The 24,178-nt window shown below is 37.4% G+C and carries 25 protein-coding genes; 16 read left to right on the forward strand and 9 right to left on the reverse strand.

Going from position 1 to position 24,178, the window contains the following annotated elements:
* Window positions 1-84: 84 nt before the first annotated feature.
* Complete coding sequence (locus ACO052_RS05600) at window positions 85-1,449, reverse strand: saccharopine dehydrogenase family protein (RefSeq protein ID WP_422107016.1); 1,365 nt, start codon at window positions 1,447-1,449, stop codon at window positions 85-87.
* Window positions 1,450-1,529: 80 nt separating this feature from the next.
* Between ACO052_RS05600 and ACO052_RS05605 the strand changes: the two genes are divergently transcribed.
* The gene (locus ACO052_RS05605) at window positions 1,530-1,919 is read left to right on the forward strand and encodes a DUF423 domain-containing protein (RefSeq protein ID WP_422107017.1); all 390 of its coding nucleotides are present in this window, start codon (window positions 1,530-1,532) and stop codon (window positions 1,917-1,919) included.
* 65 nt (window positions 1,920-1,984) lie between these two features.
* Window positions 1,985-3,604, forward strand: a complete 1,620-nt coding sequence (gene pckA, locus ACO052_RS05610) for a phosphoenolpyruvate carboxykinase (ATP) (RefSeq protein WP_422107018.1) — start codon at window positions 1,985-1,987, stop codon at window positions 3,602-3,604.
* 71 nt (window positions 3,605-3,675) lie between these two features.
* On the opposite strand, the gene ACO052_RS05615 is transcribed toward pckA, so the two are convergent.
* Together ACO052_RS05615 and ACO052_RS05620 are read right to left on the reverse strand one after the other, a co-directional pair.
* Entirely contained in the window at window positions 3,676-4,425 is a 750-nt protein-coding gene (locus ACO052_RS05615; protein ID WP_422107019.1) for a uroporphyrinogen-III synthase, read from the reverse strand.
* A gap of 17 nt (window positions 4,426-4,442) precedes the next feature.
* Window positions 4,443-5,093, reverse strand: a complete 651-nt coding sequence (locus tag ACO052_RS05620; RefSeq protein ID WP_422107020.1) for a DUF4271 domain-containing protein — start codon at window positions 5,091-5,093, stop codon at window positions 4,443-4,445.
* Between the two features lie 139 nt (window positions 5,094-5,232).
* Between ACO052_RS05620 and ACO052_RS05625 the strand changes: the two genes are divergently transcribed.
* Genes ACO052_RS05625 through ACO052_RS05635 form a run of 3 tightly spaced genes read left to right on the forward strand, consistent with a single transcriptional unit; the run spans window position 5,233 to window position 7,782 of the window.
* Window positions 5,233-5,958 (forward strand): polyprenol monophosphomannose synthase, encoded by a 726-nt coding sequence (locus ACO052_RS05625; RefSeq protein WP_422107021.1) that lies wholly within the window; start codon window positions 5,233-5,235, stop codon window positions 5,956-5,958.
* A gap of 4 nt (window positions 5,959-5,962) precedes the next feature.
* Window positions 5,963-7,306 (forward strand): dihydroorotase, encoded by a 1,344-nt coding sequence (locus tag ACO052_RS05630; RefSeq protein WP_422107022.1) that lies wholly within the window; start codon window positions 5,963-5,965, stop codon window positions 7,304-7,306.
* Entirely contained in the window at window positions 7,306-7,782 is a 477-nt protein-coding gene (locus ACO052_RS05635; RefSeq protein ID WP_422107023.1) for a DUF4296 domain-containing protein, read from the forward strand. The genes ACO052_RS05630 and ACO052_RS05635 overlap by 1 nt, the downstream gene beginning before the upstream one ends.
* On the opposite strand, the gene ACO052_RS05640 is transcribed toward ACO052_RS05635, so the two are convergent.
* Entirely contained in the window at window positions 7,757-8,782 is a 1,026-nt protein-coding gene (locus ACO052_RS05640; RefSeq protein WP_422107024.1) for an NAD-dependent epimerase/dehydratase family protein, read from the reverse strand. The genes ACO052_RS05635 and ACO052_RS05640 overlap by 26 nt on opposite strands.
* A gap of 126 nt (window positions 8,783-8,908) precedes the next feature.
* Here ACO052_RS05640 and tyrS point away from each other — a divergent pair, with 126 nt between their 5' ends.
* The gene (gene tyrS, locus ACO052_RS05645) at window positions 8,909-10,207 is read left to right on the forward strand and encodes a tyrosine--tRNA ligase (RefSeq protein ID WP_422107025.1); all 1,299 of its coding nucleotides are present in this window, start codon (window positions 8,909-8,911) and stop codon (window positions 10,205-10,207) included.
* 79 nt (window positions 10,208-10,286) lie between these two features.
* On the opposite strand, the gene ACO052_RS05650 is transcribed toward tyrS, so the two are convergent.
* The 3 genes from ACO052_RS05650 to ACO052_RS05660 all read right to left on the reverse strand — a co-directional run bounded on the left by ACO052_RS05650 (window position 10,287) and on the right by ACO052_RS05660 (window position 14,346).
* A complete protein-coding gene (locus ACO052_RS05650; RefSeq protein ID WP_422107026.1) occupies window positions 10,287-10,730 on the reverse strand; it encodes a YHS domain-containing (seleno)protein in 444 nt (147 codons plus the stop codon).
* Between the two features lie 40 nt (window positions 10,731-10,770).
* Window positions 10,771-11,751, reverse strand: coding sequence for an acyl transferase (locus ACO052_RS05655; protein ID WP_422107027.1), 981 nt, complete (start codon window positions 11,749-11,751; stop codon window positions 10,771-10,773).
* A 72-nt stretch (window positions 11,752-11,823) separates the two neighbouring features.
* A complete protein-coding gene (locus ACO052_RS05660) occupies window positions 11,824-14,346 on the reverse strand; it encodes a lamin tail domain-containing protein (protein WP_422107028.1) in 2,523 nt (840 codons plus the stop codon).
* Window positions 14,347-14,573: 227 nt separating this feature from the next.
* On the opposite strand from ACO052_RS05660, the gene ACO052_RS05665 reads away from it, so the two are divergent.
* On the forward strand, window positions 14,574-15,257 hold the full coding sequence (locus tag ACO052_RS05665) for a response regulator transcription factor (RefSeq protein ID WP_422107029.1): 684 nt from the start codon (window positions 14,574-14,576) through the stop codon (window positions 15,255-15,257).
* Window positions 15,257-16,300 (forward strand): sensor histidine kinase, encoded by a 1,044-nt coding sequence (locus ACO052_RS05670; RefSeq protein WP_422107030.1) that lies wholly within the window; start codon window positions 15,257-15,259, stop codon window positions 16,298-16,300. Before ACO052_RS05665 ends, ACO052_RS05670 begins: the two co-directional genes overlap by 1 nt.
* Here the strand turns inward: ACO052_RS05670 and ACO052_RS05675 are convergent.
* Window positions 16,283-17,341, reverse strand: a complete 1,059-nt coding sequence (locus ACO052_RS05675) for a glycosyltransferase (protein WP_422107031.1) — start codon at window positions 17,339-17,341, stop codon at window positions 16,283-16,285. The genes ACO052_RS05670 and ACO052_RS05675 overlap by 18 nt on opposite strands.
* 133 nt (window positions 17,342-17,474) lie before the next feature.
* Between ACO052_RS05675 and trmB the strand changes: the two genes are divergently transcribed.
* The 8 genes from trmB (at window position 17,475) to ACO052_RS05715 (ending at window position 22,477) form a co-directional block, all read left to right on the forward strand.
* The gene (gene trmB, locus ACO052_RS05680; RefSeq protein ID WP_422107032.1) at window positions 17,475-18,149 is read left to right on the forward strand and encodes a tRNA (guanosine(46)-N7)-methyltransferase TrmB; all 675 of its coding nucleotides are present in this window, start codon (window positions 17,475-17,477) and stop codon (window positions 18,147-18,149) included.
* A 3-nt stretch (window positions 18,150-18,152) separates the two neighbouring features.
* Window positions 18,153-18,782, forward strand: a complete 630-nt coding sequence (locus ACO052_RS05685; RefSeq protein WP_422107033.1) for a lysine transporter LysE — start codon at window positions 18,153-18,155, stop codon at window positions 18,780-18,782.
* Window positions 18,782-19,114 carry an MGMT family protein gene (locus ACO052_RS05690; protein ID WP_422107034.1) on the forward strand — a complete coding sequence of 111 codons (333 nt, stop codon included), beginning with the start codon at window positions 18,782-18,784 and terminating at the stop codon, window positions 19,112-19,114. Before ACO052_RS05685 ends, ACO052_RS05690 begins: the two co-directional genes overlap by 1 nt.
* Before the next feature lie 109 nt (window positions 19,115-19,223).
* The gene (locus tag ACO052_RS05695) at window positions 19,224-20,363 is read left to right on the forward strand and encodes a P-loop NTPase (protein ID WP_422107035.1); all 1,140 of its coding nucleotides are present in this window, start codon (window positions 19,224-19,226) and stop codon (window positions 20,361-20,363) included.
* A complete protein-coding gene (locus ACO052_RS05700; protein WP_422107036.1) occupies window positions 20,364-20,603 on the forward strand; it encodes a NifU family protein in 240 nt (79 codons plus the stop codon).
* A 66-nt stretch (window positions 20,604-20,669) separates the two neighbouring features.
* The gene (locus tag ACO052_RS05705) at window positions 20,670-21,725 is read left to right on the forward strand and encodes an NAD(P)/FAD-dependent oxidoreductase (protein WP_422107037.1); all 1,056 of its coding nucleotides are present in this window, start codon (window positions 20,670-20,672) and stop codon (window positions 21,723-21,725) included.
* Between the two features lie 36 nt (window positions 21,726-21,761).
* Window positions 21,762-22,118 carry a four helix bundle protein gene (locus tag ACO052_RS05710; protein WP_422107038.1) on the forward strand — a complete coding sequence of 119 codons (357 nt, stop codon included), beginning with the start codon at window positions 21,762-21,764 and terminating at the stop codon, window positions 22,116-22,118.
* A 23-nt stretch (window positions 22,119-22,141) separates the two neighbouring features.
* A complete protein-coding gene (locus tag ACO052_RS05715; protein ID WP_422107039.1) occupies window positions 22,142-22,477 on the forward strand; it encodes a ferredoxin in 336 nt (111 codons plus the stop codon).
* On the opposite strand, the gene ACO052_RS05720 is transcribed toward ACO052_RS05715, so the two are convergent.
* The gene (locus ACO052_RS05720) at window positions 22,474-23,988 is read right to left on the reverse strand and encodes a T9SS type A sorting domain-containing protein (protein ID WP_422107040.1); all 1,515 of its coding nucleotides are present in this window, start codon (window positions 23,986-23,988) and stop codon (window positions 22,474-22,476) included. The two genes, ACO052_RS05715 and ACO052_RS05720, sit on opposite strands and share 4 nt — an antisense overlap.
* Window positions 23,989-24,178 lie beyond the last annotated feature (190 nt).

Raw genomic sequence — 24,178 nt, forward strand, 5'->3', positions numbered from 1 at the left:
GAAATCTTTTTGTGATAACTTGAAATATAAAAATAGTAAAACGATTTCAAATTAAAACCTTATAAGGCCAGAAATGGTGCTGATTTAAAGATTAAGTGGGTTATAGCCCAAATACGGCACTTTTTTTTCATTAAACGACACCCCGTAGCTTTTTAATTCCTCAAGAATAGGCGTATAGACTTCTCTAGAAATAGGAATCTGAACACCGGGGCTGGTAATTTTACCATTTAAAATATCTAAAGTGGCCATCGCTACGGGCAAGCCTACGGTTTTCGCCATGGCCGTATAGGTCTGATCTTCACCGACCACAACCATCGTCGCATCAATTTGGCGCTTTTCTCCGTCGAGTTCGTAACCAAATTTATGATACATGACGATCATGTCCTTGTCATCTTCGTCGAGGGTCCAGCTGTCCATCAAGATTTTCTGAAGTATTTGTGCAGGCGTCGCTTTGTCCAGCCCTACCATTTTATTAGGATTAAAGATATCGAGTTCTAAAAATTTATCCCAAACGATATCGTCTTGATCGATCTTTAAGGCATGTCTAAATTTTAATTCTACAGAATCTGTAGGGCTATAGGGTAAAAACGCATTGACGAAGTCACGATAGCTCATATTGATACTATCATCAATCGTATAACTATCATCCGTCATCCCCAATTGTACAAAAACATGCCAAGCCCTACTAAAGCCTACACGCCTCATCGTACCCCGATATAAGGTCCTCGCGTGGTCTAAGCCGTAGACATGCTGATATTTTAAAGAGTCTCTATTAGCATAAGCCTCAAAGCGTCCATAACCATCAATATCCAGAAATTCGGTACGTCTAAATAAACGGTCGTACGGAATGTACTTAAATTGATTCTCCTGTAAAAACTTTGCTGCACCGCCTTGACCTGCAACCACAACATTTCTGGGATTCCAAGTAAACTTATAATTCCAAAGGTTATCATCACTCTCTGGAGCAACAAGACCACCTGTAAAGGATTCGAACAAGATCATTTTACCACCGTGATCTCTAATGCGATCAATAACTTGCATGGCACTCATATGATCAATGCCTGGATCGACACCAATTTCGTTCATAAAGATTAAATCATGAGCCTTGGCATCAGCATCTAAGGCTTGCATCTCTTTACTCACATAAGATGCGGTTACCATGTGCTTTTTATAAGTTATACAGTCCTTAGCAACTTCGATATGAAAGCGAGCCGGTAGCATAGAAACCACAATATCTGCATTTTTAACGGCAGACGTTCGAGATTCAGCATTAAAGACGTCTAAATGAATAATCTCAACCTTAGAATGGTCACCGACAAGTTTTCTCGCATTTTCAATATTGAGGTCACCTATTGTAATTTGAAGATTTTCAGATTCTGATTTATCCAACAAATACTTAATGAGGTAAGAAGACGATTTTCCTGCACCGATAATTAAAATCTTTCGCATAGTGGCTATATATGACTAATTTTGTAAGCACGAATGTAATAAATACAGGAAGTAAAAGAAACATAAATACGGTTTTACTTATGAACAAAAAATTGCTTGTCTCGGGTGCCATTTTAGGGGCGTTAGGTATCGTTCTGGGAGCCTTTGCTGCACATGGTTTAAAGGAATTAGTGGATGCAGATGCCATAAAATCATTTGAGACCGGAGTGCGTTATCAAATATACCATGCGTTTTTTCTTCTAATTCTAGGAGGAACTTCTTTTTTGAAGCTTAAAACCAAAAAAGTTATACTGTACTTGGTCATCTTAGGCGTAGTATTCTTTTCTGGATCTATCTATGGCCTGGCTACAAATGAACTTTCGAGTTTTGATTTCAAGACCATTGCCATGATAACACCCCTAGGAGGATTGTTGCTTATTATAGCGTGGCTTGTGATGTTAGTCGGTATTATAAGAAATAAGGTCGATTAATGCCATTTAGCCATGAGTTTTTAAAATAAAGTTATAATTTTGTCCCTTTAAACAACACAAAAATTATGGTAAACCATACCTCTTCAACGAAAACGATTTCGTTAGAAAAATATGGCATTAAAGATGCCCAAATTCACTATCAATTAGCACCCAAAGAACTTCAGGCCATTACTGTAGAAAAAGGAATGGGAAAAGAGACTTTAAATGGCACTTTGGCAATTAATACAGGAAAGTTTACAGGACGTTCGCCAGAGGATCGCTTTTTGGTAAAAGACGATTACACCAAAGATCGTATTTGGTGGGGAACATCCAATAAGGCCATTGCACCAGAACATTTCGATTTTTTGCAATCTGAGATTGAAAAGTACCTCAGTGGTAAAGAAGTATTTGTAAGAGATGGTTACGTTTGTGCAGATCCTAACTATAAAATGAATGTGAGGACGGTAACCGAATACCCTTGGTCTAATATGTTCATTTATAATATGTTTTTAAGACCAACCGATGAGGAACTAAACAATTTTGAAGAAGAATGGTTGGTACTTTGTGCTCCGGGCTACGAATGTCCAAATCATGAAGCGCATGGTTTAAGACAAGGCAATTTCTCGATATTGAACTTTACTAAGAAAATCGCGCTTGTCGCAGGTTCTGCCTACACGGGTGAAATGAAGAAGGGTATTTTTACGGCTTTGAACTTTATTTTGCCAGTTGAGAAAAACGTATTGCCAATGCACTGCTCCGCTAACGTCGGTGAGAATGGTGAAACTGCTATCTTTTTTGGTTTATCAGGAACAGGAAAAACGACTTTATCCACCGATCCGGATCGCCAACTCATCGGAGATGATGAGCATGGATGGACCGCAGAGAATACCATTTTTAATTTTGAGGGTGGTTGTTATGCCAAGGTTATTGATCTTTCTGAAGAAAAGGAACCAGATATTTACAGAGCCATCAGGCCTGGTGCTATCTTAGAGAATGTTATTTTTAAGGCTAATGGTGAAGTCGATTATTTTGATAGTTCTATTACCCAAAACACACGTGTTAGTTACCCCATTTATCATATCGATAATATTAAAACACCATCATATGCTGCCAATCCAAAGAATATTTTCTTTTTAACAGCTGATGCTTTTGGTGTTTTGCCTCCGATATCTAAATTAACTCCAGCTCAGGCGGCCTATCATTTTATTTCTGGTTATACCGCAAAAGTCGCGGGTACTGAGGCAGGAGTGGTTGAACCACAGCCGTCATTTTCGGCTTGTTTTGGGGCACCATTTATGCCTTTGCACCCCGCAGAATATGCCGATATGTTGAGTAAAAAGATGAAAGAAGCAGGGGTTAACGTATGGTTGGTGAATACGGGTTGGACAGGCGGCCCTTATGGTGTAGGAACGCGAATGAAGTTAAAATACACCAGAGCCATGATTACAGCAGCATTGAGCGGTCAGTTAGGGAATTACACTTACGAAGATTATCATATACATTCGGTCTTTGGTGTGGCACAGCCAAGAACTTGCCCTGGTGTACCGACAGCAGTATTGAGTCCGAGAGCGACATGGAATGATGACAAGGCATATTATGATATGGCATTTAAGTTATCGAATGCCTTTAGGGAAAACTTCAAACAATTTGAATCTGATGCTTCGGAAGAAATAAGACGCGGCGGTCCACAACGCTACGGCTATTAGACCATAAATACATTAATAAAAAAAGCGATTCTATTTAGAATCGCTTTTTTGTTTTATTATCGTTTAGTCAATTACTTTCCTTTGTTCACGGCATCGATATACTTTTGTAATGCCATAGTCATCGATGGGGTTTCGGGTGTTGGTGCCGCGATATCAACACGTAAGCCTTTTTCTTTTACCGCTTTTACAGTGGTATTGCCAAATACCGCAATACGCGTGTCGTTTTGCTTAAAGTCTGGGAAATTATGGAATAAAGACTCAATACCAGAAGGGCTAAAAAACACTAAAATATCGTAGTAAACATCAGCCAAATCTGACAAATCACTGATAACCGTTTTATAGAAGGTGGCCTGTTTCCAGTTCACTCCTAAATTATCTAAAGTTTCAGGGATCACTGGTTTTACCTTATCTGTTGTAGGTAACAAAAACGCTTCGTCCTTATATTTTTTGATTAAGGGAGTAAGATCGGCAAAGGTACGCTTACCAACATAGATTTTACGCTTTCTGTATACCACATACTTCTGTAAGTAGTAAGCAACAGCTTCAGACTGGCAGAAATACTTCATCGTGTCTGGCACTTTAAAACGCATTTCGTCGGCTACTCTAAAGAAATGATCTACAGAATTTCTACTGGTTAAAATAATCGCAGTGAACTTGCTAAGATCGATTTTTTGCTGTCTAATTTCTTTTGCTGAAACACCTTCTACATGAATAAAAGGTCTAAAGTCAACTTTAACTTTTTGTTTTTCCTGTAAGTCAAAGTACGGAGAGTTCTCTATTTTAGGCTCTGGTTGTGATACTAAAATCGTTTTCACTTTCATACGTAAACCTCTTTGTTTTAAACGTTATACTCCCTAATTACCTTATATAAAAGCACATAAGGCGCGATTTCGAGAGCGCAAAGATACAACAAAAAATAGAAAAAATTGGGATTTATTATTTTTTGATAGTTTTTAAACGAAGTTGCAAAGCCAATGAGATTTATTAAGCAAATCAAAGTAAAAGATGCAATTATGATAATTTTTGAATAATTCGAGGTGTATAATAACAAGAGGTTGGCCGCTAAGAAGACGAAACCTGAGTAGTTAAGGAATGTAATTTTTTGAAATAAATAACCATCTACAATGCTATCTATTTCAAAAAGACTACCGATAAGCCGTTCTAATAAGGTCTTGATAAGTACAACAACTGCAACCGCAAAAAAAAGTTTTAAGAAAAAAACCAACTCGAATTTTAAGGGAGAAACAAACGTGGAATAACTAAAATAGATAAATATACTTGCAGAAAAAGCTAGGTTGAGAAATAGGAAGCCATCAAAAGGATCTATGAATTTTTGATCTTTGCTATAGATCTTTAAATACTTAGAATTTCCGATAACAAACAAAAAATCATTAAAGCGCAATGTATTTAAATACTTAGCGATAGTAATAGCAATCAGCCCTAAGATTGTAAATATGGTAAACCACTCGTAAGTAATAAAGTTCCGCATAATTGCTAATTTATAAAGAAAATAAAGGGTAACATAATTAAAATCTTAATAATCCTATAACAGTTTATAATCCATTAAAAACTTTACATTTGCTGGAAATTCTATCAGCAACGTCATCGTTTGCCATAAAAGTTTATCAATGTCCAACGCACTTGTCATCATTCCAACATATAACGAAATTGAGAACATAGATGCTATACTCAGGGCCGTGTTTTCTCAAGAGAAAGCCTTCCACGTTTTGGTAGTTGATGACAATTCTCCTGACCTCACTGCAGGAAAGGTTAAGGACTTACAGACCGAGTTTCCTGACCGACTCTTTTTATTACAGCGTCATAAAAAAGAAGGATTAGGTATGGCGTATCTCTCGGGATTTAAATGGGCATTAGAAAGGAGTTATGACTATATTTTTGAAATGGATGCCGATTTTTCGCATAACCCGGATGATCTCATTAAGCTTTATACGGCCTGCCATGAAACTGGCGCCGATGTATCCGTAGGATCTAGGTATGTTAAGGGGATCACTGTTGTCAATTGGCCATTGTCTAGAATATTATTGTCTTATGGGGCTTCCATATATGTGCGTTTTATTACTGGAATGAAAGTAAAAGACGCTACCGCAGGATTTATATGCTATAAAAGAGCCGTACTAGAAGCCATAGATTTGAATAAGGTAAGATTTATTGGTTATGCGTTTCAAATTGAAATGAAATTTAAAGCTTATAAAAAAGGGTTTCAAATTGTAGAAATTCCTGTTATTTTTAAGGATAGAATTAAAGGAAAATCAAAAATGAGCGGAAGTATAATTTCTGAAGCTATTTTTGGTGTGATTAGTTTAAAATTAAAAAGCTTATTTGCCAAGTCATAAAAACATGAAAGGACATACCCTCATTAAAAATGCCAAGATAGTTAACGAAGGTAAAACTGTTGAAGGAGATATTCTCATAGAGAACGACATTATAAAGGAAATAGATACATCAATTAGCGTAAAATCTGCCGATATGACGGTGATTGACGTAGAAGGCAACTATGTGTTGCCTGGTATAATTGACGATCAGGTACATTTTAGAGAACCAGGATTGACCCATAAGGCGAATATCGAAACCGAATCTAAAGCCGCTTTAGCTGGTGGTATTACGTCGTTTATAGAAATGCCCAATACCAATCCGCAAACGACAACGGTCGAAAAATTAGAAGAAAAATTTGCCATAGCGTCGAAATCATCTTATGCCAATTATTCTTTTATGTTTGGCGGGACAAATGATAATTTGGATGAGATTCTTAAAGTGGATTCTAAAACGGTTGCTGGATTGAAATTATTTTTGGGATCCTCTACAGGTAATATGTTGGTTGATGACCCTAAAGTCCTCGAAAAGATTTTTTCTAGTACAGATATGGTCATTTCGGTGCATTGCGAAGATGAAGGGACTATAAGAGAAAACTTAGCCAAATATAAGGCCGAATACGGGGATGATATTCCTATGGAAATGCATCCCATCATAAGGAGTGAAGAAGCTTGCTACTTGTCATCATCAAAAGCTATTGAGCTCGCTAAGAAAACAGGTGCAAGATTACATGTCTTTCATTTATCCACAGGAAAAGAAACCCATTTGTTTACCAATAAAATTCCTTTAAAAGAAAAGAAGATTACCTCCGAGGTTTGTATTCATCATTTATGGTTTTCGGATGAAGATTATGCCAAAAAGGGAAGTCATATTAAATGGAACCCAGCTGTAAAGACCTCTAAAGATAGAGCACAGCTTCTTGAGGCACTATTGGATGATCGGATTGATGTTATCGCCACAGACCATGCCCCGCATACTATTGAGGAGAAGCGTAATCCTTATACAAGTGCGCCTTCCGGTGGACCCTTAGTGCAACATGCTTTGGTCGCTTTGCTAGAGATGCATCATCAAGGAAAGATTTCTATCGAAAAAATCGTAGAAAAGGCCTGTCACAATCCAGCTATATTATTTGATGTTGAAAAGAGAGGCTATGTCAAAGAAGGCTATTTTGCTGATTTGGTTATTGTAGATTTAAAAAGCCCTTGGAGCGTAAACAAAAGCAATATTTTATATAAATGTGGCTGGTCTCCTTTTGAAGGCAATACCTTTAAAAGCAGAATAACGCATACCTTTATAAATGGTCAGTTAGTATATAACAATTTTAAGGTTCTAGGCGTTAAAGCAGGACGACGATTAACTTTTACTAGATAATGAAACGTATCTGTAGTATATCATTGGGATTACTGTTGCTCTTTTGTGCCTGTGATCATAAGGTCAAGCCCAAGAAGCCTGAAAAACTGATTCCAAAACATCAGATGGAAAAGATTCTATATGATCTTTATATCGTTAATTCTGCAAAGGGTATCAACAGAAAACTACTAGAAAAAAACAACGTCATACCTGAGACTTATATATTGACCAAGTATGGCATAGATAGTTTGCAATTTGTTCAGAGTAACGACTATTATGCTTTTGATTCTGAAGCCTACAAAACGATTATTGATAATGTAAAAACCAGACTTCAAGATGAAAAAGAATATTTTGAAGACTTACAAAAAAAGGAAGGCCAAGCTGCAAAACGACGTCGAGATTCAGTCACTAAGCTTAATCGTGAAAAAAGGGATTCCATTCAAAAAGCCATGAAAAAGGAAGTGGACAGTATTAATGCTTCTCCTTTAAGTCCTTAAGATATAATTGGCAAACCTCATTAATAGATTGGTCAATAGGTTTAAATGCAAAGCCTAAAGCATCTTTAAGCTTCGAGTTATCATATTTCGAAATGCTTATAGCGGATTTGGCAGACTGTTTAGACAAGCGACGCCGCGTTCTAAATAGTTTATGTTTTAACCAGTCTAGTCGCCAAGCTATTTGGAGCAACCATGGTTTGGCTTCTTTTTTTGGAGGTGTCACATTCAGTGCATTTGCTACTTTATATTGAAAATCTTTAAAGCTCAGGTTTTCGGAGATTAAAATAAAGCGCTCATTTTTAATATCGCTTGTCATGAGTTGTATCATGGCATTAACAACATCAAAGACATCGACATAACCAACAATACCCTTAACATAGTAGCGCATACCGTTATGGATTTGTCTAAATAAATTACCACTGCTTCCTCCGCTCCAATAACCAGCACCAAGAATAATTCCAGGGTTTACCACAACAGCGTCAATACCTTCTTGTGTGCCCCGCCAGACTTCGAGTTCTGCACCATATTTGGTAATGGCATAAACACTATTATCGTCCTCGGGATTCCAAGCGGTTTGCTCATCAATGAGTTTTTCTCTGTTTTCATGATGCCCAACGGCCGCAATAGAACTGACATAGCACAGTTTTTTAACGGAGTGGCTAATACATAAATTGACAATATTAGCCGTACCCTTAATATTTACTTTACGCAGCTCATAGTATTTATCGGGTTCGAAAGAAACAAATGCGGCACAATGATAAACATACGTGATGCCTCTAAAGGCATTTTGTAATTTGGGAATATCATTAATATCTGCTTCCACCCATTCTATGGTTTTAAAAAGCGTTTCTGCGTCATGAGAAAAATAGGAAAAAACATGAGCGACGCGTTTTAAGGTCTTTTCTCGTCTATAAGTAGCCCGCACCGCCTGGCCTTCACTGACTAACTTAAAGAGCAAATGCGCACCGACTAATCCTGTTCCTCCTGTAACTAATATCATCTCTTAATCATGATTAAATAAAATAAGGCTACGCTCAGTAACCGAAGTAAAATTACGTTAAAATTGTCTTTTGTCTTTTAAAGTGGAAACATATCTTTGCTGACATCTAATTACAGACCTTTTACAATGAGCAAGAATTTTGTTGAAGAATTGCAATGGCGAGGCATGCTGCATCAGAGTATGCCAGGAGTAGAAGACCATTTATCGGAAGCGATGCGAAGTGCTTATGTGGGTTTTGACCCCACAGCAGATTCTTTACATATAGGCAATTTGGTGCCTATTATGCTGCTTGCACATTATCAGCGTTGTGGGCATAAACCAGTGGCCCTGGTCGGTGGTGCCACAGGAATGATAGGAGACCCTTCTGGGAAATCGAACGAACGCAATCTTCTGGACGAAAACGCCTTGCGTCATAATCAAGAGGCCATCAAAAAACAGTTGTCACATTTCTTGGATTTTGAAAGTAGTGATGCCAATGCAGCAGTTTTGGTGAACAACTACGATTGGATGAAGGAATTCTCGTTTTTGGAATTTATTAGGGATGTAGGCAAACATATCACTGTAAATTATATGATGGCTAAGGACTCTGTAAAAAACCGAATTTCTGGGGAATCCTCTAATGACGGAATGAGTTTTACTGAGTTTACCTATCAGCTGGTACAGGGTTATGACTTTTTGCATTTGTACAAAGAGCATAACTGTACCATTCAAATGGGAGGAAGCGATCAATGGGGGAATATCACCACTGGGACGGAACTCATTAGGCGTATTGGCAACGGAAAAGGTTTTGCCATCACCTGTCCGCTGATTACGAAAAGTGATGGTTCTAAATTTGGAAAATCTGAAGGCGGTAACATTTGGTTGGATGCCAAAAGAACATCTCCCTATAAATTCTATCAGTATTGGTTGAATTCTAGCGACGAAGATGCAGAGAAGTACATAAAGATTTTTACATTCTTAGATGAGGCCGAAATCGATGACCTTGTATCTCAACATGCCGAAGCACCTCACTTAAGAGTGCTCCAAAAGCGATTAGCTGAAGAAATTACTACAATGGTTCACTCAAAGGAAGATTTTGAAAATGCGGAAAAAGCGTCCAATATCTTGTTTAGCAAATCCTTTAAGGACGATATAAAGACCTTAGACGAAGCGACCTTCTTAGATGTTTTTGAAGGAGTGCCTCAATTCCATATGTCCAGGTCCGAATTTGATGAAGGCCTAGATATGATAGGTGCCTTATCCGCTAAAACTCAATTTTTAAAGTCTAATGGTGAAGCCCGTCGCGCCTTAAAAGAAAATTCAATAGCCGTAAATAAAGAAAAGGTAAAAGAAGACTACCAATTATCTTCCGACGATTTAATAAACGATAGATATGTTATCTTAAATAAGGGTAGAAAGAATACCTATATTATCAAAATGGTATAAAAAAAGTGCCCAAAATTGCTTTTGGGCACATCTAACCAATCAATCATAAGGCTAAAATTAATTCTTCTTTTTCATAGAATTAACCAAACTTCATAGCCTCCCAATTTAAGTCGGCTTGTTTCTGTAAACCTTTCACATTTTTTTTAAGCCATTTTTTCAACGTGTTATTTCCCCAAGAATTATAGAATAAATAGAGCTTTCCATCCCGGATTTCAAAAGTTTTAGGGTTGATATCTACTTTCTTGGAACTTACGGCTATGGCATAGGCACAATAACCACCATATTGGGGGACATATTTCGTAGGATCGCCTAAAAACGTATCCAAATTTTCTTGAGAACTGAACTTAAATTTTACACCATCATATGTGGTGGAAAATTGTTTTAGACCTTCCTTAGCGTCGTTGTTAAAGTAAGCAACAACATCGTAGCCTTTAGCCACAAAACCTCCTTTGGTATTATAATCAAGGGTTTGAAAAAAAATAGATGTGGTAGCGAATAGCCAGATTAGAAAAATAGATTTCATAAAAGATATTTCTAATCTAAGTCGAAGAATTTGCAAGGTCTTACAAAGCCATTAAATTACAGCCGCGTATATCGGAATGATCGAATCTACCAATCACCTCGAATTGGCCATCCTCATAAACTTTTCCTAAGTCTTGCGTTGCTATAAAAGCGCAGGAATTGATATTGGCTAAGTCAATCACATTAATACCACCGGTTTTATTAGGTTCTTGCAACGAAAACGGATCTTCAGGGTCTCTAGTGATAATTTTTAGCCACGGTGGACAATCAAAAACACCATGACCTTTTGAATAGGCTTGGCTTAAAAGCTCTGTCATACCATATTCGCTATGAATTTGATCGATTCCAAAACTAGAGCTTAGGATGTCGTGTAGTTCTTGTCTAATGATTTCCTTTCGCCGTCCTTTCATACCGCCAGTTTCCATAACAATGGTATGGTTTAAATTAAATTGAAACTGTTCTGCCAAATCCAATAAGGCGAAGGATACACCAATCAATAGTGTTTTTTGCTTTTTGTCTTCAAGCCGTTGCATAGTTTTTGCTAAATCATTGAGATTATTGAGGAAAAAACCACTTTCTACATGCTTGGATTTTATAATTAAATCATTTACCATATAAATGAGCGAAGAACCTTCGCGTTCTAAATAGGATGGCAGCAAAGCCAAAACCACATAATCTTCAATAGGGCCATAAAAATGTCGGAAACCGTTTAAATAACTCTTTTCATAAAGATTAATATCCATAACATGGTGCTTACTTGTCTTACTTCCTGTCGTCCCAGAACTGGTAAATAATTTTTCAATAGGCTTATTTTCACTTAAAACGTGATGGCTCTTAAAGAATTGGATAGGTAAGAATGGAATATCAGTGATGGATTTTACATCAGAAGGATGTTTGTACAATAAGTCACAAAACGAACGATATACGGAATTGTTTTCAAACTGAAACCTAAAGATATCCAGTGCCAAAGCTTCAAACGCAGTATTGGTATTTATGTTGAAAATAGCATCTTTAGAAATCATCTTGCAAAAGTATTGAAAATAAAAAAGCGCAACTAAAATTTAGTCGCGCTTTAAATATGTAGTTATCGATGGTTATCTAATCACTAATTTCTTAGTGGTAGAAGCATCATTTTGAGTGATTTTTACAATGTAAATACCTGCTCTAAGATCAGAAACGCTTAGTGTATTATTAGTAAGCATCTCATTTTTTACTTGCTTACCGAGAATATCAAATACTTGTACGTTGATGGCATCACTATTAGGAGATTCTATAGTCACAAATCCAGTATCTGTTGGGTTCGGATATATAGAGAATGTTACTGCATTTACATTACCAGTTGAGAGGGTCGAATCATTCTCACTATTTGGAGAAAATAATGCACCGCCATTTCCAACTATTGTCGAGTGATCAACGAAAGCACCAGTGAAGTCAGGACTGCGACCTATGGATTGGTTATTACCTGCGCTTCCATAAACTTCTACAATGATGTCTACGGCAATGTTGTTAGTTAAAGTAATAGTATCTCCACCGTTATTAAGACCAAGTGCACCAGTAGAAGCGGTTTGAACTAATCCACTGATTCCGGTAGGTGTTCCACCACCAAACACAGTAATGAAAGAGTTTCCTGGTAAAATTGTTCCAGCAGGGAAAGTATGTCTTAAAGTGGCGCCATCTGATAATGTATAATCAGAAAGGTCAATACTAGAAGAACTTGTGTTATATATTTCAACAAATTCATCATCACTGAAATCCGCAGTACCGTCTCCATTGGCATCTCCTTCGCCGTTAGCATTATTACTAGGATCCGCATTTATTTCATTTATAACTAAGGATACAGGATCACATTGAGAAGAAGGCACAGTGCCAGAAAGCATAGTACCATCACAATCTCCACCATTGAGCGTAATACTCCATGCATCGCCTTCACCTAAACCAGAAAGGGTAATAGTACCATCGGCTGTTAAGGCAGGATCATCTCCACCAACAGTAGCACCTGGTGCACTAACGGAAACAATAGTATTATCAACACCTGTATAAGGGATGTTAATAGTAACATTATCGTTATTATCTCCAGAAGTATTAGTTGCACAAGTATATGTTGCCGCTTGCAGTGAAACATCACAAGTTGCACAATCTGAAGTAGGTCTGGCTCCTAAACTTGGGCAGCTACCAAAAGCACCAATACTTACATTAGATAAACTCCATGACGAAAAAGATCCGTCTGAATCTAAATATTGTATACCGATAAAAACATCTGTTCCAGAAGCACCAGAAATATCAATACTGTAGGATCCAGCATCAGCAATGGTTTGCGCAGAAGTCCAAGTGGCACTATCAGGACAAAGGCTAGAATAGTCACTTGTGTACTGAATATTTAATTCTGTACCATCAAAATTTTCAGCAGCATCAAAGATTAATGATAAATCACTTACACCAGACATGTCTAAGGGACCAAAAATTAACCACGTGTTAGATTCTTCCATACATCCGCCACCACAAAAACCATTCATTGTATAAGTTCCTGAAGACTCAGTCCATTCGTCCATATCAGAATTAGTGACAACAGATACAGATTCAAATAATTCTGGTCCACCACTAATATCGAAACAAGTACTTGGAGCAGGATCACATTCAGCAGCAGGGACAGTTCCTGATAAAGTGACTCCATCGCAATCACCGCCTTCTAAAGTGACATCCCATGCATCACCCTCAGAAAGTCCTGTAATTGTTATGGTTCCATCTGGTGTGCCTGAAGGATCATCACCTCCTACAACACCACTAGAAGTCGTTGTAACATTCATTATACCAGCATTAGAGCCCGTATATGGAATATTAATAGTAACGGTGTCATTGTTATCTCCTACGGTATTTGAGGTACAAGTATAGGTGGCTGCGCTTAATGAAACTCCACAGGTGGAGTCGTTCATTATTTCGTTCCAAGTTGTAGAAACTCTTACCCCATCAATGAGTATGTTAGGGATATTACTAGATTGACGAAAAGCAATAGCATTTATAGCAGTACCAGTACCTCCTGTGTTAGTGGCCTCAGGAGTCATAGGCTCCGTCGGTGTAACAGCACTTAGTACATATAAATTTGAAATGCCAGTAGCAATCTCATATGAGAAAACTAGCAGATAAGTAGTATTTAAACTATATGCGGTAGTTCCATAGGTCAATGTTGAACTATCGGTGCCGATACCGAATAAAACATCTCCCATACCGTTATCTTGAGCACCAACTCTGGCTCTAAATCCACTTGAATTAAAATGCATAAAGTAATTACCACTTCCTACAGAGGTAAGATTAACAAGAGCACTACCATAAACTGTTCCTGTAGTAATTTCAGTGAATGCCCTATTAACATCTTGTGAGTTTGATCCAGTTAAAGTGACATGACCACCAACTCCAGATGAAGGATAATCAGTCATGCTTAAACTTGTAGGCGCTGCTACATAAGCAACTGCAGATGTTCCAGAGTGGCTGTTCCAATTGCCACTACTCACAGCAGTTAAATCACCGCCTGAATTTCCATAATCAAAATCTTCTGATAGTACCTGTGCATAGGTAAAAGAAGTCATTAATATGGTTAAGGCTAAAAAGTAAAGTTTTTTCATAATCGGTTTTTAAAAAATTAGAGTATAAATATACTAACAATTGATGAGTATCAAAGGAGGTTTTTATTAACAACAGACTTCTTTACAATATGTTAACATGATGCTTCTAAAAACCTTAGATTTTGCCAGTCGGTGTTGCAATGTTAGAGAATTGTTATCAATTTTTGCAAAATGCATACATATAGAGATATATTTTATCTTTACGCAAGCTTAAAATTATCTTAACAGTGAAAAAAAAGGATATTAAGATATTATTGGTTGATGATGAGCCAGATATCTTAGAAATTGTAGGTTATAATTTGTCTTCGGAGGGCTATCAGGTTATAACAGGCGAAAATGGTCTTGAAGCCATTGAAAAAGCAAAAAAATACAAACCACATTTAATAATTCTCGATGTCATGATGCCCGAAATGGATGGTATCGAAGCTTGTGAGCGCATACGTCAGGATTCCAAACTCAACAGTACCATTATTACCTTTTTAACCGCTAGAGGAGAAGATTATTCACAGGTAGCTGGTTTTGAAGCTGGAGCTGATGATTATATTACCAAACCTATAAAGCCTAAGGTTTTGGTTAGTAAGGTTAAAGCATTATTACGACGACTCAAAGAAACCGAGAATACTAACGAATCGATTAAAATAGGAGACCTAATAATAAACAGGGAAGAATATAAGATTACCAAAAAAGGCGAAGAAATTATCTTACCGAGAAAAGAGTTCGAATTATTATCTTTGTTGGCAACAAAGCCTGGTAAAGTTTTTAAGCGCGAGGAAATTTTGGACAAAGTTTGGGGTAATGAAGTTGTTGTAGGAGGCCGAACCATAGATGTACATATTAGAAAACTTCGCGAAAAGATTGGAGATAAATCCTTTAAAACTGTCAAAGGCGTTGGTTACAAGTTTGTTGACTAATGCAGAAAAAGACGCTTAAAAAGACATATAAGTTCGCCATAAGAACATCGTTATATGTTACGATTTTTACAACACTCCTTGTGAGTGTTTTTTTGTATTATTATCATACATTCAATTGGCAAATCATAGTATTTCCATTGATATGCTTCCCCTTGTGTTTCGTAATTATTCAATATAGAGTAGAGCGCTTTATTTATAGACGTGTTAAGAAAATATACGATGACCTAACACTTTTGGAATCTACGAGTTTAAGAAAACAGCCCATTACAACAGATATGGGTACTCTGACTAAAGAGATTGACAAATACGCTAGGGATAGAAAAATTGAAATTGAGACCCTAAAAATTAGGGAAGAGTATCGTAAGGAGTTTTTAGGGAATGTATCTCATGAGCTAAAAACCCCCCTTTTTACCGTACAAGGTTATATAGATACCTTATTAGATGGTGGAATCGATGATGAGAAAATTAGGAAAAAGTACTTAAATAGAGCAAGTAAAGGCGTAGAGCGTCTCACCTATATCATAAAGGATTTAGATATGATTACAAAGCTCGAAGTGGGTGACCTCAGACTCGATAAAGAGACCTTTGATATTGTGAAGTTGGTCGAAAATGTTTTTGAGCTTTTTGAAATGAAAGCGGCAAAAAAACAGATCACACTAACCTTTGATATGGACTATCTAGAACCTATTATGGTCTATGCGGATAAGGAACGTATACAGCAAGTGCTCACGAATTTAATTGTAAATTCCATTAAATACGGGAGAAAAAAGGGAACTACGGAAGTGAGCATAGAAAATCTCATAAAAAATAAAGCTATCATAAGAGTTACGGATAATGGAGAGGGCATTAAGGAGGAGAATTTAACGCGCTTATTTGAGCGTTTTTACAGAGTAGACAAGAGCGGTTCTCGAAAAGAAGGAGGCTCCGGTCTGGGATTATCTATAGTAAAACATATTATTGAAGCCCACGACGAAAAAATGTATGTCGAAAGTGAATTGGGCGTTGGAAGCGAATTTTCCTTTACCTTAGAAAAGACGGAATAGCTTTTTGAAATTAACGTTGTATTCCATTGAAGTAAACCCCTTATAATCATTTACTCTAGACAACATTTGTATTGTAAAGTCCTTTTGTTTGCAGCACGGCGCTATCCCTTCTGTGTCTAATTTCTCCGCTAAATATTCTTGTTCAAACTGACCGGGAGTGGGAATGAAAAAGGCCTTTTTTTCGAGCTTAGCATAATCCATTATTGAGGTATAGCCAGATCTGCTTATTATAAGTTCACTTTCATTAATAGCAACCTCAAGTTCCTTACTGGTCATATAATTATAGGTGGTGATATCACCGTTTTCGGTTTTGTTTTGATCCTCTTTAACTCGACCTTTTACAAAGCAAACAGTGCCTTCATAGGCCTCTAATTCTTCAAGTAATTTTTCTTCCAAAAAGGTACGTTGAGGCTCTGGTCCAGACAGCACAACTAAAAGATTGTATTTAGTAGGGCGATCTAATTTTTTGAATCGGCTTAAAGGACCTAAATATTTTACTGAGGATTGAAAGCCTTCAGGATGCCCCAAATCTCCACTTAAATTGTTAGTGCCAATATGGTCAGGAACCCAGCACTCATCAAATTTCATGATGATTTTTTGATGCAGTTTACTGCTTAACCAAGTCGTATTTCCGCTCAATACCCTTAGCTGGTGGGTTATAAATACGGATGGAATAGACTTGTGCCTTATGCCGAAACGATTGTCTGAAATAATGCCAGCGATGTTTTCGGTTTTTATAAAAGCTTCAATGGATTTCTTTTCTTTTTTTATGGTTTTTAAAAGATGTGGGGAATCCTTAATGAGCTTAAGTTTAAAACTGCTCGCTTTTTTTGAATAGGTAATATTATAAGACGGCAGTGTTAGAGATCTAAGGTTGGGAAACTCTTTGTTTAATAACTCTAAGGCCACACCATCACTAGCGATTATGGGTTCAAAATCATGTTCTAATAACGCATTAATAATGGGTATACACCGTGTTGCATGTCCCAATCCCCAATTTAATGGGGCGACTAAAATTTTTTTTCTATGCTGAACTTGCATGTGCAGGATTGATTTCAGTATTTCAATATCTTTTATTTAAGATCACATAAAAATAACGCCTGCAAAAATAAACCTAAAATGTTTCCTTAATTTTACCAAATTATTAATTGTACATAGAAATCATTAACATTAGGTGGGAAGTAAAAATAAACTCAAACGATTTAAAGAAAATGAAACTTTTGCAAATGTATTTCAGCCAACTCGAGAAGAATTGATAGGCGGTGATTATGCATTAAAAGGTAAATGGCGAGAAGCTATTTTCAAAAATGAAAATCCTGTAGTGTTAGAGTTGGGCTGTGGTAAGGGCGAATATACCGTTGGTTTAGCAAAACGTTACCCGGATAAAAACTTCATAGGTGTTGACATAAAAGGGGCGCGTTTTTGGCGGGGTGCTAAAACAGCTTTAGAAGACGAGATGTCTAATGCGATGTTTGTGAGAACTCAAATTGAACTCATTGAATACGTTTTTGAGGACAATGAAGTCGATGAAATCTGGATTACGTTTCCTGACCCTCAAATAAAATATAAACGAACTAAACATCGACTCACCAACCTTCAGTTTTTGGAGCGTTATAAAAAGGTTCTAAAGCCAAATGGTTTGATGCACTTAAAAACCGATAGCGAATTTATGCATGGCTATACACTGGGTTTGCTCCATGGTTTAGGTTATGAGGTGTTGTATGCTAATCACAATGTGTATAAACTAGAAGGTAGCCCTGAAGAAGTCACGGAAATACAAACATTTTATGAGAAACAGTATTTAGAGAATGACAAAGCAATTACGTATATTAGATTCAAAATCAACTAAGGATTGAGTATTACAGTCGTTTTTTTTCTCGGGCTTTTTGTCTCGCTCATTGGTGTTATTCCGCCAGGACTACTAAATATGACAGCAGCCAAGATAAGCTTAAAAGAAGGCCCAGGAAGGGGTATTACATTTTCGTCTGGTGTGTGCTTAATTGTTTTTGTGCAAACTTATGTCGCAGCTATTTTCTCTAGATACCTGTCCAATAGACCAGATATAGTTGAAATTCTGCAACGTGTGGCTTTTGTCATCTTTGTATTGATTACTATTTATTTTTTGGTTATTGCCAGAAACCAGAAAGAAGCAAAAGTTGAGACCGACATTAAGAGTAAGCAAAGTCGTTTTTTTCATGGGATGTTTTTATCAGCACTTAATGTCTTTCCTATTCCTTACCAAGCTTATATGACCATTACATTGGCCTCATTCGGTTGGATGGATTTTGAACGAACCACCATTGTGACCTATGTGACCGGAGCAGCTATGGGAACCTTTGTTATGCTCTATTTTTATATTTTCTTTTTTGATAAAATTAAGGATAAGACCTTTACCTCACAGAAAAGCATGAATTACAGTATAGGCATCATCACAGGGATTGTCGCTTTAGTCACCTTTATTAATATTTTAAGAGAATTGTAATGAAGCCAGAAACGTTAGGGTTTTTTGAAAAAGTTTATGAGGTTGCGCGCCGCATTCCCTATGGTCGGGTTACAAGTTATGGTGCTATCGCCAAATATTTAGGGGCCACAAAGAGTGCGCGAATTGTGGGTTATGCTATGAATGGTTCTGGAGGAAAAGATGTACCGGCACATCGTGTGGTGAACAGAAAGGGATTGTTGACTGGCAAACATCATTTTGAAGGGACAAATCTGATGCAGCAACTTCTGGAAAATGAAGGTATTAAAGTGATAGACAACCAAATTCAGAATTTAGAAGCTGTATTTTGGGATCCTTCCAAAGAATTGCGATAAAGGCAACTATTACAAAACTAAATCTACGTATTATTCAATTCAATTTTAGCCCTTCAAAATCTAAAGGTTTTACAGTATCTTTGCATTTAGAATAAATCTAGATAAGATAGTGAAACTCAATAAACAAGATATATTACATGCGCTTAAGACCATTACGGTTCCTGGTGAAGGGGAGAATATGGTAGATAGTGGTGCTGTAACCAATGTGGTCACCTTTGCTGATGAGGTGATCGTGGATGTTACCATTAAGAATCCAAGTTTACAGGCGCGCAAAAAGACAGAGGTCGAGATCCTACAGACGATTCATCGAGACGTTTATGAAAAGGCTAAGATTACGGTAAATATCAAAGTGGATGCACCTGTGAGCAAACCCAAGAATGAGATTAAAGGAAAACCGATTCCAGGCATTCAAAATATTATTGCTGTAGCTTCTGGAAAAGGAGGTGTAGGGAAATCTACCGTTACCGCTAATTTAGCCGTGACTTTAGCCAAAATGGGATTCAAAGTGGGGGTCTTAGATGCTGATATTTATGGACCGTCCATTCCTATTATGTTCGATGTAGCCAATGAGCGTCCGTTATCAGTAAATATTGGCGGAAAATCTAAGATGAAACCCATTGAAAATTATGGGGTTAAAGTACTATCTATAGGCTTTTTTACAAGACCGGACCAAGCTGTGATTTGGAGAGGGCCAATGGCTTCAAAAGCATTAAATCAAATGATTTTTGATGCTGCTTGGGGAGAGTTGGATTTTCTTTTACTCGATCTACCTCCTGGGACGGGTGATATCCATTTAAGTATCATGCAAGCGATGCCAATTACTGGAGCGGTTGTTGTGAGTACACCTCAAAATGTAGCCTTAGCTGATGCTAAGAAGGGAGTGGCTATGTTCCAACAAGACAGTATTAATGTCCCTGTTTTAGGTATTATTGAGAATATGGCCTACTTTACACCAGAGGAATTGCCAGAACATAAGTATTATATCTTTGGAAAAGAAGGCGCTAAATATTTGGCAGAAGATTTAGAGGTGCCATTTCTTGGCGAAGTGCCTTTAGTGCAGAGTGTAAGAGAAGCAGGAGATGTGGGTAGACCGGCTGCTTTGCAAACGGCAACACCAATTGAGGACGTTTTTGAAGAGCTGACCAGAAATATCGTTCAGCAAGTGGTGTACAGAAACGAAAACTTACCTGCTACGGAAGCAATAAAAATTACAACAATGGCAGGTTGCTCTGCCGTAAATAAAAAGTAAATGAGCGCAGAAGAACTTAAATTAAACGTAGAGAAAGCACTAGACGAAATCCGTCCTTTTTTGCAAAGTGATGGGGGTGATATTAACCTACTGTCCATCGATGATGGTAAATTAGTCAAGGTGCAGCTTGTCGGTGCTTGTACATCGTGCAGCGTCAACCAGATGACCTTAAAATCTGGGGTAGAAATGACGATTAAGAAGTATGCACCACAAATAGAACGTGTTATTAATGTAGAATAGTGGATGTGACTTTTGTCACATTTTACTTGAAATTGCATTAGTAGTTTTGTTTCCAATTCTCAATTCATGATTACAACCGATATACTCATCATAGGTGCTGGACCCACTGGTCTTTTTACTGTTTTTGAAGCAGGGCTTTTAAAATTAAAATGTCATTTAATCGATGCGTTACCACAACCAGGCGGACAATGCTCCGAGATTTATCCCAAGAAACCGATATACGATATACCTGCATATCCAGAGATTTTAGCTGGAGACTTAACAGAGAAACTTCTGGAACAATGCAAGCAGTTTGAACCAGGTTTTACGCTGGGAGAACGTGCCGATACAATTGAAAAACAAGAAGACGGGACCTTTATTGTCACCACGAATAAAGGCACAAAACACCAAGCGCCTGTCGTGGCTATAGCAGGCGGATTAGGAAGTTTTGAGCCACGAAAGCCCTTAATTGACAATATTGGGGATTACGAAGAAAAGGGTGTGGAGTACATGATTAAGGAACCCGAAATGTACCGCGATAAAAGGGTAGTCATAGCTGGAGGCGGTGATTCTGCGTTAGACTGGACGATCTTTTTAGCTGATGTCGCCTCAAGTGTAACTTTAATACACAGGCGCAATGAGTTTAGAGGACATTTGGATTCTGTAGAAAAAGTACAAGAACTTAAAAACGCAGGAAAAATTAATTTGGTAACTCCAGCAGAGATTACGGCGATTAATGGTGATGGGAAGGTTGAAAGTGTCGAAGTGACCAAAAAAGATGAAGCGCCTTATCTTACAGAAACGGACCACTTCATCCCATTGTTCGGTTTATCGCCCAAACTTGGGCCTATAGCCAATTGGGGATTAGAGATTGAAAAAAACGCTATTAAAGTGAATAATGCCTTAGATTACCAAACCAATATTCCTGGTATTTTTGCTATTGGCGATGTCAACACCTATCCAGGAAAATTAAAATTGATCCTTTGTGGGTTTCACGAAGCTACTTTAATGTGTCAGGCTGCTTATAAAATAATTCATCCTGGAAAACGCTATGTCCTAAAATATACCACAGTTTCAGGGGTAGACGGTTTTGATGGAACAAGAAAAGAAGCGCCAAAAGCGGTGGTTAAGGCAATTCAGTAAATAGTAAAAAGGGAATAGTTTTTAGTAACTGGGTATATGGCTGTTCAAAGATTTGAAGATTTATTAGTATGGCAAAAGTCTCAAGATTTGGCAGTTAACATTTATAAGACTTTTAGAGATACGAAGGACTTTTCTTTTAGAGATCAAATACGAAGGGCTGCTATTTCTATTTCCAATAATATTGCAGAAGGATTTGAAAGAAATTCAAATGCTGATTTTTCGAGGTTTTTATATATTGCTTTGTCTTCAAATAGTGAAGTGAGGTCAATGTTATATTTGTCAAAAAAATTAGGATTTACAGATAAAGATGATGCAAGTGAACTGATCGACAGAACTAATGAGATTTCAAAAATGTTGCATGGACTGATTAAATCTATTAAAACTAACTACTAATTACTATTTCCTAATTACTGCGTATGAACGATTCAGACATAAACATCACCATAATCGATCGCGATGGCGTAACCCACAAGGTTGAAGCACCAACGGATATGGCCATGAATTTAATGGAAGTGGTGCGCTCGTATGAGTTGGCCCCAGAAGGTACGATTGGAGTCTGTGGTGGTATGGCCATGTGTGCCTCCTGTCAGTGTTATGTGCTAAGTGATACCGAATTGCCTGAAATGCAAGATGATGAAGAGGCGATGCTATCAGAGGCATTTTATGTAAAGGACAATTCGCGTTTAGGTTGCCAGATCCACATGACCCCAGATATGGAAGGCTTGGAGGTAGAGCTGGCACCTGAGAGTTAATCTATTATTATTTTTTTAAAAGACTTTCCTTTGTTTGTCTCTATAATTACAACATACGTGCCCTTGGATAGGTCTGACGTATCGATAAAAGGTACTGTTGTGGTTAATATCTGCTGACCTAAACCATTACATAAAGTAACCTTTTTTAATTCTAAGCCTCTATCTAGTCGAATGGATAGTTTTCCTTTTGTCGGATTTGGATATAACGCAAATTGTGATGCTAGAAATTCATTGGTTGATAGTGCTTGCGATAAGTCGTAAACCTCCACCTTTCCGCAAGCATTAACTGTACCATTATCATAAAATGCCGCACCGATGGCCAATTTGCTGCCATCGCTTGATAGGCTAATACTTTTGCCAAAATAATAAGGCGGGTCACTAATGGTTGCCCCAACTTGATTCCATGAATTGGATACTTCATCATAGTAAAGTACACGAACATGACCTGTTCCAGTACCTACGGCTACAATAGAACCGTTTGAAGATAAACTAACGCAAGTGCCAAAACTACGTTCAGGAGTTACAGGATCAATGTCTTGGCCAATCTGATTCCATGAATCAGAGACTTCACTATAGCTAAAGATACGTATATGTCCAAGTGATAGGTTAAGACCAGTTCCACCATCGTTGTGAGGTGCACCAATGGCGACGTGAGTTCCATCGGATGAGAGACTAACACTCCATCCCGACTCATCATTGGGGTTTTCTCCAATAATTGTATTACCAACCTGTATCCAAGTATTGGCTATATTTTTATAAATTTTGACATGGCCAAAATTATTAGGATTATTAACACCACCTTCAAATGCTCCAATAGCAATAATAGAGCCATTATCAGATAAACTTACGCTTCGGCCAAATCCGTAATAATCTTGAATACCATCAATGTCATCACCAATTTGTTGCCAAGTATTTGTTGTTTCATGGTACATGTAAATCCTTGTGTGCCCAGCACGGAAGATGGATCCACCCAAATTATTGTTTGGGGCACCAATGGCAATAATATTTCCATCTGAGGATAAATCGATACTAAACCCTGAAGCGTCACCACTTGACTCTCCATGAATATCCTGTCCCATTTGAACCCAGATATTAGATGTATTGTTATAGTTATAAATACGCACGTGACCTGATAATAATCCGCTGCCATCATTACCTGTAGCCCCTATAGCTACTATAGTACCGTCATTTGATAAACTTACAGAATACCCAGATAAATCACCTGCTGCTTCGCCATCTATATCCTGACCTACTTGCGTCCAAACACCAAATTCATTTTTATAAATACGAACATGGCCAGATTCAGCACCATTATCATCGTTACCAGTAGCTCCAACGGCTACTGTTGTTCCATCAGAAGATAGACTAACGGCGTTATTGGCATAGGTACTGTAATATCCAGGTCCTCCAGAATAATCTAAGGAAGATTCGCCAAAAATATCTTGACCTATTTGGGTTTGAGAAAAAAGTCCTACTGATGATAAGAATAAGACTAGTGCATAAATTTTCATGGATAAAAGGTTGTTTTATTCTTTAAAGGTCTATAGGATTAAAACCTTAAACAATAAGTACTACCACGAATAAACTGCGTACTAATACTTATGAACTTATGTCATTTAAGTATCAGATTTATTTAACTGATTAAAATATTGAGTTTTACAGTTAAAGACTTCTTCACTATAAAATATTTAAGGCTTAGAG

This window comes from Winogradskyella sp., assembly GCF_965228925.1.
Lineage (GTDB): Bacteria > Bacteroidota > Bacteroidia > Flavobacteriales > Flavobacteriaceae > Winogradskyella.